Here is a 15,119-nt window from a genome sequence, read left to right as displayed (position 1 = left end):
CTCCTTAATGGATCAGCATGCCGCCGTTCACGTCGAGCGTGATACCGGTGGAGTAAGACGAAAGGTCGCTGCCGAGGAACAGCGCGGCGCGGGCAATATCCTGCGCGTCGCCGAGGCGGTTAAGCGGAATGCCCGCCAGGATGGTGGTTTTCATCTCATCGCTGAGCTTGCCTGCGGTGATGTCCGTCTGGATAAGGCCAGGAGTGATGCAGTTGACGCGTACGTTATCCGGTCCCAGCTCGCGGGCCATCGCTTTCGCCAGGCCCAGCACACCGGCTTTAGCCGCGCTGTAATGGGGGCCACCGAAAATACCGCCGCCGCGCTGGGCTGATACCGATGAAATGCAGACAATGCTGCCCGACTTCTGCGCACGCATGGTGGGGATCACCGCCTGGGACATCAGCAGCGTGCCGCGCAGGCTGACGTCCAGCACCGCGTCGTAATTCTCGCGTTTAATCTCCATCAGCTTAATCGGCTGAGTAATACCGGCGTTATTCACCAGAATATCGATACGCCCGTATTTTCCCAGCACCTGCTCAATGGCGGCGTTGACCTGTAATTCATTGCTGACGTTCGCCGCCAGGCCCAGATGCTCTTCCCCCAGATTCGCCGCCGCAGCCCGACTGGCTTCGGCATCTAAATCGATAATCACCACCTTCGCACCCTGCCCGGCAAATAATTTAGCCGTGGCAAAACCCAAACCGCGTACAGAAGCCGCGCCGGTAATAACGGCGACTTTATCTTTCAGTAGCATATATTTACTCCATTCTGATAAAAGGGATTTATTTTTTATTTCGGCTCATCCAGCAACATAATCATAAATAAGCCAATCGCTGCACAAATACCGAAATAAATAAAGACAGAGTTAAAACTTCCTGTTTTATCCAGCAGATAACCCGCCAGCATCGGGGAAACAAATCCGCCGAGATTCCCGCCGCTATTGATAATTGACGCGGCAATGGGATAGGTTTTACTGTCTGCAACCGCCATACCGTAAGCCGTAAAAGCAGGCCAGCCGATATTCAGACAGAGGCCGACAAAAAACAGCCCCACACAAACCGCAACGGTGCTTTGCGGGATATTCAGCATGATGACCATCATTAACACGGTGCTGATGGCGGTAAACATCATGGTTGGTTTACGCCGGCGGCCGAGCAGTTTGTCGGATACGTAACCGCCAAAGATCGCCCCGATAAATCCGCCGATGCACGGCATACTGGCGACCAGCCCCATGCTCATAAACGTAAAGCCTTTCTCTTTCACCAGATAGAGCGGGATCCACGTCAACAGGCCATACAGCACGCTGACCATCATGAAATAGGCCAGACAGTCGCCGAGGATATTCTTCGAGGTAAACAGCCCTTTCACTGTGTTCACCGGGGCTAAGTCCCGCACGCGGATCAGGCGGTCAAGACGTGCAAAGCCCGGTGAAATCACGATGTTTTCCCGCCTGGCGTCCAGCGTCTCCTGGCCCGCAGTAATGGTCTCCAGTTCGGCTTTAGAGACAAATGTGCTCTCCGAGGGTCTGGTACGCACCAGCAGATACCACAGAACGGCAATGACCAGACCGGGGATCGCGAAGGAGAAGAAGACCCAACGCCAGCCCCAGGTCATGGCGATCCACACCGCCAGCGGCGGCACGAGGATCGGCGCGAACATGGTGGCCGCGATGTAGACCCCCGTGGCCGTCGCCTTCTCCCTGGGGGGAAACCAGTTATTGATGGTGGAGGCCAGTCCGACGGGGCACGGCCCCTCCGTTAGCCCCAGGCCCAGCCGAATACACTTCAGACCCAGAACAGAGGTCGCCGTACCCATCAGCCAGGTAAACGCCGAGAAACCGAATATCGACAGCGCCACCATGCCGCGAATACCCTTTTTGGCGATAAAAAAGCCCGCCGGAATTTGGCTCAATGCGTATCCCAAAAAGAACATACTGGCGATGGCACCGGCTTCGAAATTATTGATATGAAACTCATCAATGATAAAGGGCAGTACTGCACCAATATTTGTCCGGTCAGCATAGTTAATGGCATACACAATAAAAATTAATGCCAGCACAACGAAACGGTAATTGGTTTTTTTCGTGTTTATGTAGGGGACAGCTTGTTCTATACGAGACATAACTTACCTCATTATTCGAACAACGTGAGTCGTTTTATTTTTACGTTCAAGGTCAATATATCGGCTCATAAATGAAACACCATTCAATAAACCTCATTTATTGCTGAGATAAATTTGATTCGCGATACAGCTCAAAAAAATAACATCGGGATAAAATTGCCCGCATGCCGTCTCAATGTTATGTTTTTTATCAATAAACATGACAGGAGTAGGCTATGTCCGCGCAGGATCGCCAGACGTTATCACTGCCCTCGCTCAGAAATTTGCAGGCATTCATCGCCGTCGCTAACGCATTGAGCATCCATCAGGCGGCCGAACAGCTCAATGTCACCCCCTCCGCGGTCAGCCATCAGATCGCGTCGCTGGAGTCGTGGATGGGCAAGAAATTATTCATCCGCAGCGGCAAAGGGGTTCAGCTCACCCCGACGGGAGAAAAATATCTGCGGGAGGTCTCGGCGGCGATGAGCGCCATCGGACGCGCCACCGATCAGATCGTCAAAGAGAAAGATAACGCCGTGCTTCGGGTGCACTCCTCGCCCACCTTCGGGTTGTCATGGCTGTTGCGCCGCCTGGGTAAGTTTCGCGCCGAATATCCCGATATCACCATCAATCTCACCTGCTCCTATGAGAATCTGCAATTCGCCAGAGATAATATTGATATTGATATCCGCCACGGTATCCCGGACTGGGATGCTTACCGGGTGATGACCATTAAAAACGACACGCTGGTGGTGCTGGCCTCGCCGGAGTATGCGGAAAAATACCCCATCAGCACCCCCACCGATCTGCTGCAACAGTCACTCATCTCGTCCACCAGCACTTTGGTGAACTGGGAAAAATGGTTCGCATGGCACAATATCGACAGGCCCTGGCTCAACTTCAGCCTCAGCTTTGACCGCTCCTATATGAGCTTTGAGGCGGCGCGCATGGGGCTGGGATTTATTCTTGAGAGCAAAATGATGGCGACAGACCACCTGAAAGATGGCTCACTGGTGCAGGTACTGCCGGATGAGATGGGGATCGCCATTAATGCGCACCATCTGGTGATGCCGCATATGAATGAACGCGCGTGGAAGATCCAGCAGTTCGTTGAGTGGATTGACCGGGAGTTGCGATTGTCGGGCTATCATCTGTAACGTCGGGTGGCGGCTTCGCCTTGCCCGACGTACAAAATCTGCGGCCTGATGCCCTCACCCCAACCCTCTCCCACAGGGTTGAGGGATCCTCATAAAATAATACCTGCACGGAGGACCCCCTCTCCCTTGAGGGAGAGGGCTGGGGTGAGGGGGAACATATGGCTGTAGAGGTCATTCCGTTCACTTTATGTTCCTTGCTACTCTGTAACGGCATGACTTGTGAACGTGCCAGGGCGGCTCAATCGCCACCGCCCTGGCGACCCGGGCTCCCGGCGGTAAATCGCCGCTTCGCGGTGCCTTCGGCTTATTCCTTCCGGCTTATCGGGGACGGGCGGATGTAACGTCCCTGTAAAGCCGCCCTCTCGGCGCATCCCTGCGCCTCGCCCCGGCCTGCAGGAAACGCCTCAGCGATTTACAGCCGGACCAGGGCGTCGCTGTAAGTCATTCATTTTCCTGAAACAACTTTCGTCGCTTTCGGTAAAAAATTACTGGGGATCCCTCTCCTCACAGGGAGAGGGAGAAATGCACATCAACCCACAGAGCCCCACACAAGGTTCCCCTTATGGAAGGTCGCGGTGCGTGGAGATATGCGCGCCACCGCCTCGGCGGAACAGGAGGCGTCCACCAGCACAAAGCTGGCGTCGTCCTGCGCTTTCGGCCAGACGCGTTCACCTTTGTCGTTCAGCGGCAGCACGTCACCGGTCGCGATACCTAAAGCGCGGGACAGCGTCTGCTCATTAGGGCGGATATAGAGCTGGGCGTAGAGATTCGCTTTTTCCAGCATGTCCCCTAAACCGTACGGTGACCAGTGGTCGATCACGCTGTCGGTCCCCGTCATCACGAACACGCCCTTCTCACGCAGCTGCTTCAGCGGCATATGCAGAGTGCCGATGGGTACGGTGGAGGCGATAGTCACCTGCTGTGCCGCCATGCGGGTGGCAATCTCATCCACCTGTTGCTCGTTGAGCGTGGCCAGCGCAAAGGCGTGGCTGATGGTCAGTTTGCCCTTCAGTTGCGGGGTTTTCTCCACGGTTTCGACCATGTAGTTCACCGCCGCCACGCCCGCCGGGCTGGTTTCGTGCAGGTGAATATCCACCCCTTTGTCGTAATCCAGCGCAATCTGGAACATGGTGTCGAGAGATTTCTCCATCGCCCCGTCAACGTTGGTTGGGTCCAGCCCGCCCACGTAGTGCGCCCCGGCCTGCATCGCCTCGCGCATCAGCTTTTCGGAATTCGACAGCAGCAGGCCGTGCTGTGGAAACGCCACGATCTCGCAGTCAAATCCGGGCTTGCGGCGCGCCAGCACCGCCTGCAGGTTCTCCAGATTCTTCAGGCCCGAGACCGGCTCAATATTGCAGTGGCTGCGGGCGAGGGTGGAGCCTTTCGACTGGATCAGATCGATCAGCTTTTCGGCGCGCTCCTGGGTATAAGGCTGGAGTTCGGGGAGCAGCTTCTGCTCAAGGCGGATCATATCCTGAATGGTGGTACCCGCCGGGCGGTTGAGCGAACGCCACGGACCGCCGTAGAAGGTTTTATCCAGGTGAATGTGCATATCGCGCATCGCCGGGAGCATCAGCTTGCCGCCCGCGTCATAGTGCGGCAGCGTGGCGTCCGCGTGGTTTTTATTGTCGCGCAGGGCGACGATCTTCCCGTCTTTGATTTCGAGCGTTTTCAGCTCGGTGCGGGTGCTCGTCGCCACGCCGCCGTCGACGTTAAATCCGGCCTCCAGCAGCACGTTGTCCAGGTAGTAGTGTTTAGCGGTGATGTTCATCGGTTTGCCCGTCTCGCAGGTTGGTTTTGCGGAATCGGCAGCATACGCGACGGAACCGGTCGCGCCAAACAGCGCACAGGCGGTGACCATTTTGCCGCTCTGGCTGATGAATTCACGGCGGCTTTTATTTTCACTCATCTTATCTTCCTTCATTAACAATATGGGTACCGGTTTCCCCGCGCAGCGCGGCGGGCAGGCAGTCTGGCGAGGTGATGATCACGCGCTTGCCGCCGTGGTGTAAAAACGCCAGCGAGGCGACGATTTTGGGCAGCATGCTGCCCGCCGGGAAATGGCCCTCTTCCATGTAGCGCGCCATCTGCGCCACGGTTACGGTGTCAAGCACCTGCTGGTTCGGCTTGCCGAAGTTGACGCACACCTTCTCCACCCCGGTGGTGATCACCAGCACGTCGGCACGGATCTCGCGCGCCAGCAGCGCGGTGGAGAGATCTTTATCAATCACCGCGTCAACGCTCTGGTAATCGCCCTGCTCAGTGCGCACCACCGGAATACCGCCGCCGCCCGCGCCAATCACCACAAAGCCTTTTTGCGTCAGGGTCTTGATGGCATCGGCTTCAACAATGCGTAACGGCTGCGGCGAGGCAACCACGCGACGATAGCCCCGGCCAGAATCCTCAACAAAGTGCCAGTCCGGGTGCGCCTGCTGCAGTTCATCCCGCTGCGCCTCGCTGAAGAACGCGCCGATCGGTTTCGTCGGGTGCGTAAAGCCGGGATCGTTTTTATCCACCTCTACCTGCGTGACGACCGTGACCGCTTTTTGCTCGCCGCGCGCGGCAAGCCGGTTATTGAGCGCCTGCTGGATCAGGTAGCCGATACCACCCTGCGTATCCGCCACGCAGTTGGCCAGAGGCGTCAGCGGGAGCCCTTCCCGTTCGTGGGCGATTTCGGCGCGGCGGAGATCCAGCCCCACCTGGGGGCCGTTGCCATGGGTGAGCACAATGTCATAGTCGGATGCCAGCATCTCCAGCACCGACTCTGCCACCGCTTTAACCGCCTGCGCCTGATGCTCTACCGACTGGCTGGCGTTGTCTTTGATAATGCTGTTGCCGCCAATGGCGACGACCATAAGCTCTTTCATACGTTTTCCTTCGCAACGGTGCCAGATTCAGCGCTCGCCACTTCCCGACTGTCGAGAACATGCTTCACCACAAACATGCCGCCCATCATCAGATACGCGGTCACGAACATCAGCGAACTGCCTTCGGCAAAGCCCACCACCGGGGCGTGGATCACGCCAAACAGCGCCAGCAGCGCGCCACCGGCGGCGGCAACGGCCCCGCGCAGCGGTTTGTTGATGATGGCGAAGATGGCGATACACCCCCACAGCATGCTGGCGAGCGGTGCGCCGCTGCCCAGATGCACCAGCCCCTCGTAGTAGATCCCTTTACTGTGCAGCACGTCGGTGCCGATTTTCGCCGCGCTGGTGCCCGCCGCGCCCATCACGCTGTTCATCATGGTCAACGCCCAGTTGGCGATCCACGGGAACAGGCAGATGAAAATCACGGGCACCTCCACGTTGGGCGTTTCCCTCACCACCTGGTTGGCGGTGACAACGCCGATAAACACCAGGATCGGCACGATGGCGGTCATCGGAATGATGGCGAGCATAAACGCCCCCAGCCCGAACAGCGGCACGATAAACATGGTCACGCCGGAGGCCAGCGTGTAGCCGATGCTGGCGCCCATCGCTTTCCAGCCCGCATGACCCACGTAGACCGTCACCGGGAACGGATTGCCCATCAGGCAGCCGAGCATGGAGGCCAGACCGTTCGCCAGCATTACCTTGCGGGTCGGGTACTCGTCTCCCGCCGCGTGGGCGCTTTCAATGTTTTCCAGATCAAATATGTAGTTCGCCAGCCCCAGCGGTACGGCAGACGCCAGGTACGGCAGCGCGTGCGGCAAGCCCTGCAGGAAACCTTCTACATGCACTTCGGGCGGGTTAAAGCCGAAAGAGGACATCGAGGCTTTAATTGCCTCCGGGCTTTGCAGGCCGGAGATCCACGCTAACACCGTGCCAGCAATCAACAACAGCAGACCGGTCGGGATCCTGGCGAAGATCGGTTTTTTGCCAAACCAGTTAATGAAGATCAGCAGCAGCACGATGAACGACACGGTGGGCGCTTCAAACGCCTGCAGCATCGGGTTCATCGCCAGCAGCAGCAGGCCCAGCCCTGACAGACACGAGAGCAGCACGGTTCGCGGGATCATCTTGCGGATGGTCTCCCCGAGGAAAGAGCCGCCCGCCAGAATCATCGCCTCGACAAAGCACCACACCAGACCAATCTGGATGGCAAAATCCGCGTCACCGGTTTGCTGGTAGACCGGCATTAAGACCAGAAAGGTGACGGTAAAAATCGACGGCGCGCTCGGGCCAGACGGTAGCGCAGTCACGTCCGTTCGTCCGGTGGCGCGCGCCATTTGCAGGCCAAACCACGCGTAGCAGACGCTCGCCACCAGCACCGCCAGCCCGAAGGCCGGCGCGATGCGTCCATAAACAATCTCCTTCGGGATGCCGACGACAAAAATGAGCAACCCCATCATGGTCAGCAAATTGGTCAGGTTGTTGGTCATCAACCCGAAATATGCCGCCCAGTCACCTCTTTTCCACTCCAGTTTCATGTTTTTCATGGATGCTTGCCTTATAAAAAGTAGCGATCGCGGAAGGTCAACAGCGCCTTTTCAAAACAGCTAAACGGCGGGTGCACAATGCCCGCGCCAATCATGCCAATACCCGCGTCTTTGTGGGCAATGGCGGTGTTAATCACCGGCAGAATGCCGCTGCCCGCGACTTTGGTGATGTCGATGGCGGTTGGAATCCCCATAAACGACAGCAGCGGAATGGTGACGTTCGGGTTTTCACCGAGGGTGATTTCGCGCATCTGGCGGGAGAAGTCGATGGCCTCTTCCACCGTGCCGCCCACCAGCGCGACAATCGCCGGGGCCGTCGCCATCGCAAAGCCGCCGATACCGTAGGTTTCCGTGATGGCGCTGTCACCGATATCCAGCCCGGAGTCTTCCGGCTTGTAACCCGCGAACATCGGGCCAATCACCTGCTGCGCCGGGCCGGTGAACCACTGCCCTGGCAGGCCAGAGACGCGCAGACCAAACTCGTAGCCATTGCGCGCCATGGTGGTGACCACGGTGCTGTACTCAATGCCGTGGGCGGCGTCCAGCGCGGCTTTACACATCGCCATCCACGTCGGGCCGGAGAAGTAGTCGCTGCTGGCGACAAACTCAAACACCTCGCGCTGCTGCGCCACCGGATAACCCGCCTGAATCAGCCCCGGCGTCAGCGCCTGGATCAGCAGCGTGGTGCCCGCGTTGTTGCGGTTGTGGCATTCGTCCCCCATGTGCAGCGCCTGGGCCAGCATCAGGCGCAGATCGATTTCGCCGATAATCTTCATGGCATCGCGTAGCATCGGGCCGAGCACGTCGCGCATCCAGTTCAGACGGTCAATGACGCTCTGGTCGTTGGCGCCCATGCGCAGGATCTTCGCCATCTGCTCGCTGAGGTTGGTATAAGCACGGTTGCCGTAGGTTTTGTTCTCAACGATATGCATAAACATCGACGCGGAGGTGACGCCTGCCATCGAGCCCACGCAGTCGTGCTCGTGGCACGGCGAGAAGGTGATGTCGCCTGAAGCCGCCAGCTTTGCCGCCGCCTCCAGATCGTCCGCCAGACCTTCAAACACCAGCGCGCCGGTCACCGCCCCCTTCATCGCGCCACACATGTTTTCCCAGCTCACCGGAGGACCGGCATGCAGAATGGTGGTACGGGTCATCCCCGGCACAACGTTAATCGCCTGGTCGTACCCCACCAGCACCGGGTGGGACTGAATGATGCGCTCCAGCGCAATCTTGTTGGCGGCGGCGATCTTCGCTGCCAGCGGCTCCGCGGCCAGCTGGTCGAGCGCGTCGACGACCTGCATATTGCCCTGCCCCGGCGGTGCCCAGTCGAGTTGGGTAACGGGGACGTGCTGTTTTTTAAGATCGTCACTGAACAGCGCAATACCGACGTTAATGACGTTCAGCGGTTGGTTGAATAAGGTGGTCATCAGGCGTTCTCCCCTTTGCAGACAAATTCGCGTGCCAGTAATCCGGTGTTGGTACTGCTGCTGGCCCAGATCACGCCGGCATCGGTCAGAAGCTGACACTGTTGCGCCAGTGACTGGGGATCCTGGTCGGTACCCAGCACGTAACCGAGGATCTCCAGCGGACGGTTGTCGGCTTTCGCAATCGCCTGCGCCTCTTTAATGGCATCGAGCATCACGCCGACCGGATCCTCATGCGCACCAAAGCCCAGCACGAAGTCCATAACAATCACGCCCACTTCCGGATCGCGCGCCTCCTGCAGCAGGCGGCTGATGCGGTTGGTTGGGTCGATCATCGGGTGCGGCTTGCCGTTGGTGAAATCGTCATCCCCAAAATCGAGGAAGGTGTGAGCCTGACTGACGTTAATGTCGCGCAGGCGTTTCGCCGGATCGGGCTGAATGTTGCTGTAGACGTCGTCGTACTTCTCAAGCGCGGCGAACATGGCTTCATCACACAGAGTGCCGCCACAGAACAGACCGCGAATGTATTTTTGCTGCGGAGTGAGACGGGCGCGCACCTCTTCAATCAGCGGCCAGTTGAGCGGATGCAGGTCAAGGGACGCTTTGTTGATACCGGTGAGCAGCACGGCCTTCAGGGCCGCCTCTTTGGTGCCGCGGGCAAACTGCAGGCCGTCTTCATCGGCGGGCGGTTCGTTGCGGCCAAGGAAACAGGCGATGACCGGTTTGCGGCAGGCCCGGGCGCGCGCCAGCACTTTTTCTGCCACCGCGGGTGCAGGCGGTTTGGAGATCAGCACGATGACCTGGGTGGCATCGTCGGCCTCCAGCATGTCGATGGCGTCGAGCATCATCAGACCGCCGATCTTTTCACTGAGATCGCGCCCGCCGGTGCCTATCAGCTGCGACACGCCGCCACCAAATTCATGAATGCGCACGCTCAGCTCCTGGCTGCCGGTGCCGGAAGCGCCGACGATGCCAATCGAGCCGCGGCGCACCGCGTTAGCAAAGCACAGTCCCGCGCCGTTGATGATGGCGGTGCCGCAGTCCGGCCCCATCATCAGCAGCCCTTTCTGGTGCGCCAGCTGCTTGAGCGCCAGCTCGTCGTCGAGGGATACGTTATCGGAAAAGAGCATCACGTTGAGATCGTTTTCCAGCGCCTTGCGCGCTTCGCGTGCCGCAAACATGCCGTTTACTGAAATCACCGCCAGGTTGCTGTCGGGACGGTGGGCTTTCGCGCTGGCCAGAGTCGCGTAGCGTGCTTCATGGGTGCCCTCGCGCTCTTTTCGGGTGAATAACGCTTCAATCGCCGCCAGGGTTTCATCATTAGCCGCGTCGCCTTTAATGACGATCATCAGATCGCCGTTTTTCGCATCCTCTAATTCTGGCGTTAACAGCCCGAGATTTTTTAATACGCCTTTATTCATCTCCGTCGGCATCGCCACAAACGCCTGCTCAACGCCTGGCAATTTATTGGCTTTGGTGGAAACGGACATTAATGAGACGGAGTCAAAATACGTGTTCTTTTTAATCACGATTTTTGTGGGCATTATTTTCTCCTGAATGCGGATAAAAGGGGGCCGCCGTCGTGCAAAATGCACGTCGGAAAAATACGTTTGAAATGAGGGCCAGCCGGAAACAGGCTGGCCGAATAAATTACGCGCCCGCCGCCAGCAGCAGGTCAGCTATCGCGTGGTAGCCTTTTTCCCGCGCCAGTTCGAGCGGGGTTTTACCGTATTTATCGGTCATGTGCGGATTCGCACCGTGGTCCAGCAGCAGCTTCACGATCGCCTGCTGTTTCGGGCCGCCGTCATTCAGGACGATAGCTTCCAGCAGCGGCGTCCAGCCGACAAAGTTGGTGTGATTAACGTTGATATCGGTCTTTTCCAGCAGCTCGCGGACAATCTCCACATACCCTTTCTCACTGGCGGGCGTAATTCCCACCCCGCCGAAGCGCGTCAAACGGTCCAGATCCGGGTTGGCGGGCAGAACAAGCCGCAGCAGGGTTAAATCATTGGTCAGGCAGCTGATCAGGAAGGGGTTAAAACAGGTCTGGTCCTGTTTATCGATATCCGCACCGGCGTCAATTAATAACGCGACACAGGGGTAATGTTTTTTCAGGCTGGCAATAACAATGGCGGTTCTTTTCTGACGGTTGGTGGCGTTAATATCGACACCTTTCTCCAGGCAGGCTTTTAGCGCGTCGACATTACCCTGCTCTGCCGCCAGTAAAAATTCCGTCACGAGTTCATTCGCAAACATACAGACTCCCGATGGTGTGTTGCTGATGACCTGAGAATAGCAACAGCCCTTTCAGAAAAGAATCCGCTTAAAAATCATTCATCGACAGTCAATTCATTGTTGAGTTAAATTCAACAGTTCAGCTAAAACGTGCGTCTGTGCAACCTTTTTCTTATGGGTAAGCGTTTTTTCAGGCCATTCACGGCATTTTGCTTATGACCAAAGAAGCCTTGTATAACAAGGCCTGTAGCTAAACATCAGAACTGTGACCGCCGTCAAATGCGTTGTTGCGCCGCTGTTAAAATATGTTCAAAACTGATGGCAACCCGGAGCCGTAATATGAATTCCATCTTTACTGAAGAGAATCTGCTGGCCTTCACCACGGCGGCGCGTTTTGGCAGTTTCAGCAAAGCCGCCGCCGAGCTGGGTGTGACCACGTCGGCCATCAGTTACACCATCAAACGAATGGAGACCCGGCTGGATGTGGTGCTGTTTGTGCGTAACACCCGCAGCATTGAGTTGACCGAGTCCGGCTTTTACTTTTACCGCAAGGCCACCGATCTGCTGAACGATTTCTATGCCATCAGGCGTGGGATAGACACCATCTCTCAGGGCATCGAGGCGCGGGTACGCATCTGCATCAATCAGCTTTTGTATACCCCACGCCATACCGCGCGGCTGCTGCAGGTGCTGAAAAAGCAGTTTCCCACCTGCCAGATCACCGTCACCACGGAGGTCTATAACGGCGTCTGGGACTCAATCATTAATAACCAGGCCAATATCGCGATTGGCGCGCCGGATACGCTTCTTGACGGCGGCGGCATTGATTACACGGAGATTGGCGCTATCCGCTGGGTATTCGCCATCGCGCCGGAACACCCGCTGGCGTTTGTCCCGGAACCGATCGCGGAAAGCCAGCTGCGCCTCTACCCGAACATCATGGTGGAGGACACTGCGCACACCATTAATAAGAAGGTGGGCTGGCTGCTGCACGGGCAGGAGGCGATTCTGGTGCCGGATTTTAACACTAAGTGCCAGTGTCAGATTCTGGGGGAAGGGATCGGCTTTTTGCCGGAATACATGGCCCGGGAGGCCGTGGCAGACGGGATGCTGGTGACGCGACGCATTAATAACCCACGTCAGGATTCGCGCATGCTGCTTGCCACACAGCATGCGGCGACCGGCCAGGTTACGCGCTGGATCAAACAGCAGTTCGGCCCGCAGGGCGTACTGACCGGGATCTACAGCGACTTACTGTGGCGTACCTAGCTTCTCGTCTGAACCCAAAACGCGTGGATAAGTCCTGGGAAGTAGCCCAGTATGGTCAGAAGGATGTTCAGGATAAATGCCCAGCCCAGGCCCTTGCCAAGCAGTACGCCCAGCGGCGGGAGAATAATCGTAAAAACAACACGCCAAAAACCCATAAAGACTCCGTGCAAGCTAACCAATTGAAAATTATAAAAGACACTTCTTTAAGCGTAGCCAGTTTACGGGTAACTGCCATTCGACTGGCGCGCTTTTACCTGCCTTTACCCTCTTTAAACTGGCTTAAATCCTTCCTTAAATGCTCTACTACACAAAACACGACCGTAAGGAAACACCATGTCTCTTCCTCTGATTACGCCACAGCAGGCAAATACGCTTATTAATGACGGCGCAAAACTGATTGATATTCGCGATCCTGACGAATATGCCCGCGAGCATATTCCCGCCGCACAGTCCGTGCCGCTGGACACCTTACCCGGCGCACTGAACGCCGGGGCGGGTGAAACGGTGATTTTTCACTGCCAGTCCGGGGCCAGAACATCTAACAACGCCGCACGGCTTGCCCAGGCGGCGTCGCCTGCTCAGGCCTTGGTGGTCGAGGGCGGTATTCAGGGCTGGAAACAGGCCGGGCTGCCGACCGTGGAAGATAAATCCCAGCCGCTGCCGCTGATGCGTCAGGTGCAGATTGCTGCCGGGCTGCTGATTCTGTGCGGCGTGGTGCTGGGCTATACGCTCTCCAGCGGCTTTTTCCTGCTGAGCGGTTTTGTCGGTGCCGGGCTCCTGTTTGCTGGCCTGACCGGTTTTTGCGGCATGGCAAGACTGCTCAAGGTAATGCCGTGGAACAGGCATACTTCATAAGCAGTAATCGATGAACCAGACTGTACCCGGCGTGTGACGTGGGCTACAGTGAAGATCGCTAAAACGATGAGGAGGTTCTATGTTTTCTGTCGGTGATTATGTGCAACCGCGCCAGGGCGGCCCGAAACTGAAAGTGCTCGAAGTGAATGGAGATAGCATTGTGGCCGTTCAGGCCAGCAATGAGCAGGGCGAGAAATATACCCTGAAAGCAGCGGATGTTGCGCTGTACACCGAAGAAGGGGATTTCGGCGTCTGCTAAACAGACAACCGGGCGGAGTCTTCCGCCCGGCTCACGCATTAAATCAGAAAATCATCCAGTGATTTACCGTTTTCCAGCGCGTTGGCAATAGGCTTCGGCGTGCGGCCCTGGCCGGTCCACGTTTTCTCTTCGCCATTCTGGTCAATAAAGCGATATTTCGCTTCACGGGCTTTACGTTTTTTCGCGGTCTTACCTGCGTGCGCCAGCTCTGAACCCAGCAGATCGGACGGTGAAATACCATCGGCTTTCATCCGTTCCAGCAGAGCATTAATTTTCTCCTGCTGCTCAGCACGCTGTTGCTCTAATTCCGCCTGCTCACTACGTTTCTCTTCAGCAACGACCCTGACTTTTTCCAGCATTTCCTCAAGAACGTCCAGGGATAATTCACGCGCCATCGCACGCAGAGTTCGGATATTATTAAGATTCTGTAACGTCAAAGACATATTATTTGAAAACCTTTTAAGTGGTGAGTCGTATAATCAAAGGGAAGAATAATTCATTTCTCACGCAATATCCACCCATCGACGCTTTTTGTCATTATTGTAAATATCTTAAAAGACGCCATTTATATATCCGCTAAAAGCGTTGCCAGCGTGTGTGAAATAAATCATTACACCAATATAAACGGTCAGTTTTAAGACAAATCACAGAACGGTGTACTGCACACGGAGCTCCGCGTTATCGCCTCTGTAACAAACCAATCAACTGATTGATTTTTCTCGACAAAAAGACATACGAGAAACAAAATAACGAAGCGAGCAAAAAACAACCAACTTAAGAGGATTTTGTGGATAAAACGCGCATAAATAAAAATTTATCACTAGTTGTTAGTTTAAAGACAGAGAGATACGCTATACACGTCAAACAAACCAACCCAAACCACTAAGAACATCACTTTTGTGCGTCTCAAGGAGTTCAGCCATGTTCTCACCGCAATCTCGCCTGCGCCACGCGGTAGCGGATACTTTCGCGATGGTTGTCTACTGTTCCGTCGTGAACATGCTGATTGAAATATTCCTCTCCGGGATGACCTTTGAGCAGTCACTTTCATCTCGTCTGGTGGCGATCCCGGTCAACATTATTATCGCATGGCCTTATGGTTTATACCGTGATGCCGTGATGCGCTTCGCCCGCCGCATCAGCCCGTCTGGCTGGATGAAAAACCTGGCGGATGTGCTGGCTTATGTGACGTTTCAGTCGCCGGTGTATGTGGCAATCCTGTTGACGGTAGGTGCAGACTGGCATCAGATTGCCGCGGCGGTGAGCTCGAATATCGTGGTTTCGATGTTGATGGGCGCGGTGTACGGCTATTTCCTCGACTACTGTCGTCGCCTTTTCAGGGTCAGCCAGTACAGCCAGGCAAAAGCATGATATGAAGCGACTGGCGTATGCCAGTCGCAGAG

At 56.3% G+C, this 15,119-nt stretch carries 15 protein-coding genes; 5 read left to right on the top strand and 10 right to left on the bottom strand.

Features of this window, described 5'->3' with window-relative positions; genetic code table 11:
• Positions 1–4: 4 nt before the first annotated feature.
• Positions 5–754 carry an SDR family NAD(P)-dependent oxidoreductase gene (locus ACTJJI_RS18555; protein WP_014832991.1) on the bottom strand — a complete coding sequence of 250 codons (750 nt, stop codon included), beginning with the start codon at positions 752–754 and terminating at the stop codon, positions 5–7.
• Between the two features lie 35 nt (positions 755–789).
• Positions 790–2,121, bottom strand: coding sequence for an MFS transporter (locus tag ACTJJI_RS18550; RefSeq protein WP_440655133.1), 1,332 nt, complete (start codon positions 2,119–2,121; stop codon positions 790–792).
• Between the two features lie 215 nt (positions 2,122–2,336).
• On the opposite strand from ACTJJI_RS18550, the gene ACTJJI_RS18545 reads away from it, so the two are divergent.
• A complete protein-coding gene (locus ACTJJI_RS18545) occupies positions 2,337–3,257 on the top strand; it encodes a LysR substrate-binding domain-containing protein (RefSeq protein WP_050860976.1) in 921 nt (306 codons plus the stop codon).
• A 529-nt stretch (positions 3,258–3,786) separates the two neighbouring features.
• Here the strand turns inward: ACTJJI_RS18545 and ACTJJI_RS18540 are convergent.
• From ACTJJI_RS18540 to ACTJJI_RS18515, 6 genes are all read right to left on the bottom strand, one after another.
• Positions 3,787–5,166 (bottom strand): amidohydrolase family protein, encoded by a 1,380-nt coding sequence (locus tag ACTJJI_RS18540; RefSeq protein ID WP_440655131.1) that lies wholly within the window; start codon positions 5,164–5,166, stop codon positions 3,787–3,789.
• A 1-nt stretch (position 5,167) separates the two neighbouring features.
• Positions 5,168–6,124 carry a carbamate kinase family protein gene (locus ACTJJI_RS18535; RefSeq protein ID WP_440655129.1) on the bottom strand — a complete coding sequence of 319 codons (957 nt, stop codon included), beginning with the start codon at positions 6,122–6,124 and terminating at the stop codon, positions 5,168–5,170.
• Positions 6,121–7,674, bottom strand: coding sequence for a xanthine permease (locus tag ACTJJI_RS18530; RefSeq protein WP_348579773.1), 1,554 nt, complete (start codon positions 7,672–7,674; stop codon positions 6,121–6,123). Before ACTJJI_RS18530 ends, ACTJJI_RS18535 begins: the two co-directional genes overlap by 4 nt.
• Positions 7,675–7,685: 11 nt before the next feature.
• On the bottom strand, positions 7,686–9,101 hold the full coding sequence (locus ACTJJI_RS18525) for a DUF1116 domain-containing protein (protein ID WP_046889268.1): 1,416 nt from the start codon (positions 9,099–9,101) through the stop codon (positions 7,686–7,688).
• Complete coding sequence (fdrA, locus tag ACTJJI_RS18520; protein ID WP_440655126.1) at positions 9,101–10,642, bottom strand: acyl-CoA synthetase FdrA; 1,542 nt, start codon at positions 10,640–10,642, stop codon at positions 9,101–9,103. Before fdrA ends, ACTJJI_RS18525 begins: the two co-directional genes overlap by 1 nt.
• A 106-nt stretch (positions 10,643–10,748) precedes the next feature.
• On the bottom strand, positions 10,749–11,354 hold the full coding sequence (locus ACTJJI_RS18515) for an ankyrin repeat domain-containing protein (protein ID WP_440655124.1): 606 nt from the start codon (positions 11,352–11,354) through the stop codon (positions 10,749–10,751).
• 318 nt (positions 11,355–11,672) lie between these two features.
• On the opposite strand from ACTJJI_RS18515, the gene ACTJJI_RS18510 reads away from it, so the two are divergent.
• Positions 11,673–12,602 (top strand): LysR substrate-binding domain-containing protein, encoded by a 930-nt coding sequence (locus ACTJJI_RS18510; protein ID WP_440655122.1) that lies wholly within the window; start codon positions 11,673–11,675, stop codon positions 12,600–12,602.
• On the opposite strand, the gene ACTJJI_RS18505 is transcribed toward ACTJJI_RS18510, so the two are convergent.
• Positions 12,599–12,757, bottom strand: coding sequence for a YqaE/Pmp3 family membrane protein (locus ACTJJI_RS18505; protein ID WP_014833001.1), 159 nt, complete (start codon positions 12,755–12,757; stop codon positions 12,599–12,601). The genes ACTJJI_RS18510 and ACTJJI_RS18505 overlap by 4 nt on opposite strands.
• 178 nt (positions 12,758–12,935) lie before the next feature.
• On the opposite strand from ACTJJI_RS18505, the gene ACTJJI_RS18500 reads away from it, so the two are divergent.
• Together ACTJJI_RS18500 and ACTJJI_RS18495 are read left to right on the top strand one after the other, a co-directional pair.
• Complete coding sequence (locus ACTJJI_RS18500) at positions 12,936–13,457, top strand: rhodanese family protein (RefSeq protein ID WP_063425498.1); 522 nt, start codon at positions 12,936–12,938, stop codon at positions 13,455–13,457.
• A gap of 79 nt (positions 13,458–13,536) precedes the next feature.
• Complete coding sequence (locus ACTJJI_RS18495) at positions 13,537–13,716, top strand: hypothetical protein (protein WP_014833003.1); 180 nt, start codon at positions 13,537–13,539, stop codon at positions 13,714–13,716.
• A 38-nt stretch (positions 13,717–13,754) separates the two neighbouring features.
• On the opposite strand, the gene stpA is transcribed toward ACTJJI_RS18495, so the two are convergent.
• Positions 13,755–14,159, bottom strand: a complete 405-nt coding sequence (gene stpA, locus ACTJJI_RS18490) for a DNA-binding protein StpA (protein ID WP_014833004.1) — start codon at positions 14,157–14,159, stop codon at positions 13,755–13,757.
• A gap of 478 nt (positions 14,160–14,637) precedes the next feature.
• On the opposite strand from stpA, the gene alaE reads away from it, so the two are divergent.
• Positions 14,638–15,087 (top strand): L-alanine exporter AlaE, encoded by a 450-nt coding sequence (gene alaE, locus ACTJJI_RS18485; protein ID WP_014833005.1) that lies wholly within the window; start codon positions 14,638–14,640, stop codon positions 15,085–15,087.
• Positions 15,088–15,119: the final 32 nt, after the last annotated feature.

It is taken from the genome of Enterobacter sp. 22466 (assembly GCF_052044775.1).
GTDB classification, from domain to species: Bacteria; Pseudomonadota; Gammaproteobacteria; order Enterobacterales; family Enterobacteriaceae; genus Enterobacter; species Enterobacter dissolvens.
This window is presented reverse-complemented; position numbering and strand designations above follow the sequence as displayed.

Bases quoted from the DNA above. Each gene is read 5' to 3' on its own strand.
- alaE (WP_014833005.1), top strand. From the start codon at position 14,638: ATGTTCTCACCGCAATCTCGCCTGCGCCACGCGGTAGCGGATACTTTC.
- fdrA (WP_440655126.1), bottom strand. From the start codon at position 10,642: ATGCCCACAAAAATCGTGATTAAAAAGAACACGTATTTTGACTCCGTC.
- ACTJJI_RS18550 (WP_440655133.1), bottom strand. From the start codon at position 2,121: ATGTCTCGTATAGAACAAGCTGTCCCCTACATAAACACGAAAAAAACC.
- ACTJJI_RS18535 (WP_440655129.1), bottom strand. From the start codon at position 6,124: ATGAAAGAGCTTATGGTCGTCGCCATTGGCGGCAACAGCATTATCAAA.
- ACTJJI_RS18515 (WP_440655124.1), bottom strand. From the start codon at position 11,354: ATGTTTGCGAATGAACTCGTGACGGAATTTTTACTGGCGGCAGAGCAG.
- ACTJJI_RS18495 (WP_014833003.1), top strand. From the start codon at position 13,537: ATGTTTTCTGTCGGTGATTATGTGCAACCGCGCCAGGGCGGCCCGAAA.
- ACTJJI_RS18545 (WP_050860976.1), top strand. From the start codon at position 2,337: ATGTCCGCGCAGGATCGCCAGACGTTATCACTGCCCTCGCTCAGAAAT.
- stpA (WP_014833004.1), bottom strand. From the start codon at position 14,159: ATGTCTTTGACGTTACAGAATCTTAATAATATCCGAACTCTGCGTGCG.
- ACTJJI_RS18540 (WP_440655131.1), bottom strand. From the start codon at position 5,166: ATGAGTGAAAATAAAAGCCGCCGTGAATTCATCAGCCAGAGCGGCAAA.
- ACTJJI_RS18525 (WP_046889268.1), bottom strand. From the start codon at position 9,101: ATGACCACCTTATTCAACCAACCGCTGAACGTCATTAACGTCGGTATT.
- ACTJJI_RS18505 (WP_014833001.1), bottom strand. From the start codon at position 12,757: ATGGGTTTTTGGCGTGTTGTTTTTACGATTATTCTCCCGCCGCTGGGC.
- ACTJJI_RS18500 (WP_063425498.1), top strand. From the start codon at position 12,936: ATGTCTCTTCCTCTGATTACGCCACAGCAGGCAAATACGCTTATTAAT.
- ACTJJI_RS18530 (WP_348579773.1), bottom strand. From the start codon at position 7,674: ATGAAAAACATGAAACTGGAGTGGAAAAGAGGTGACTGGGCGGCATAT.
- ACTJJI_RS18555 (WP_014832991.1), bottom strand. From the start codon at position 754: ATGCTACTGAAAGATAAAGTCGCCGTTATTACCGGCGCGGCTTCTGTA.
- ACTJJI_RS18510 (WP_440655122.1), top strand. From the start codon at position 11,673: ATGAATTCCATCTTTACTGAAGAGAATCTGCTGGCCTTCACCACGGCG.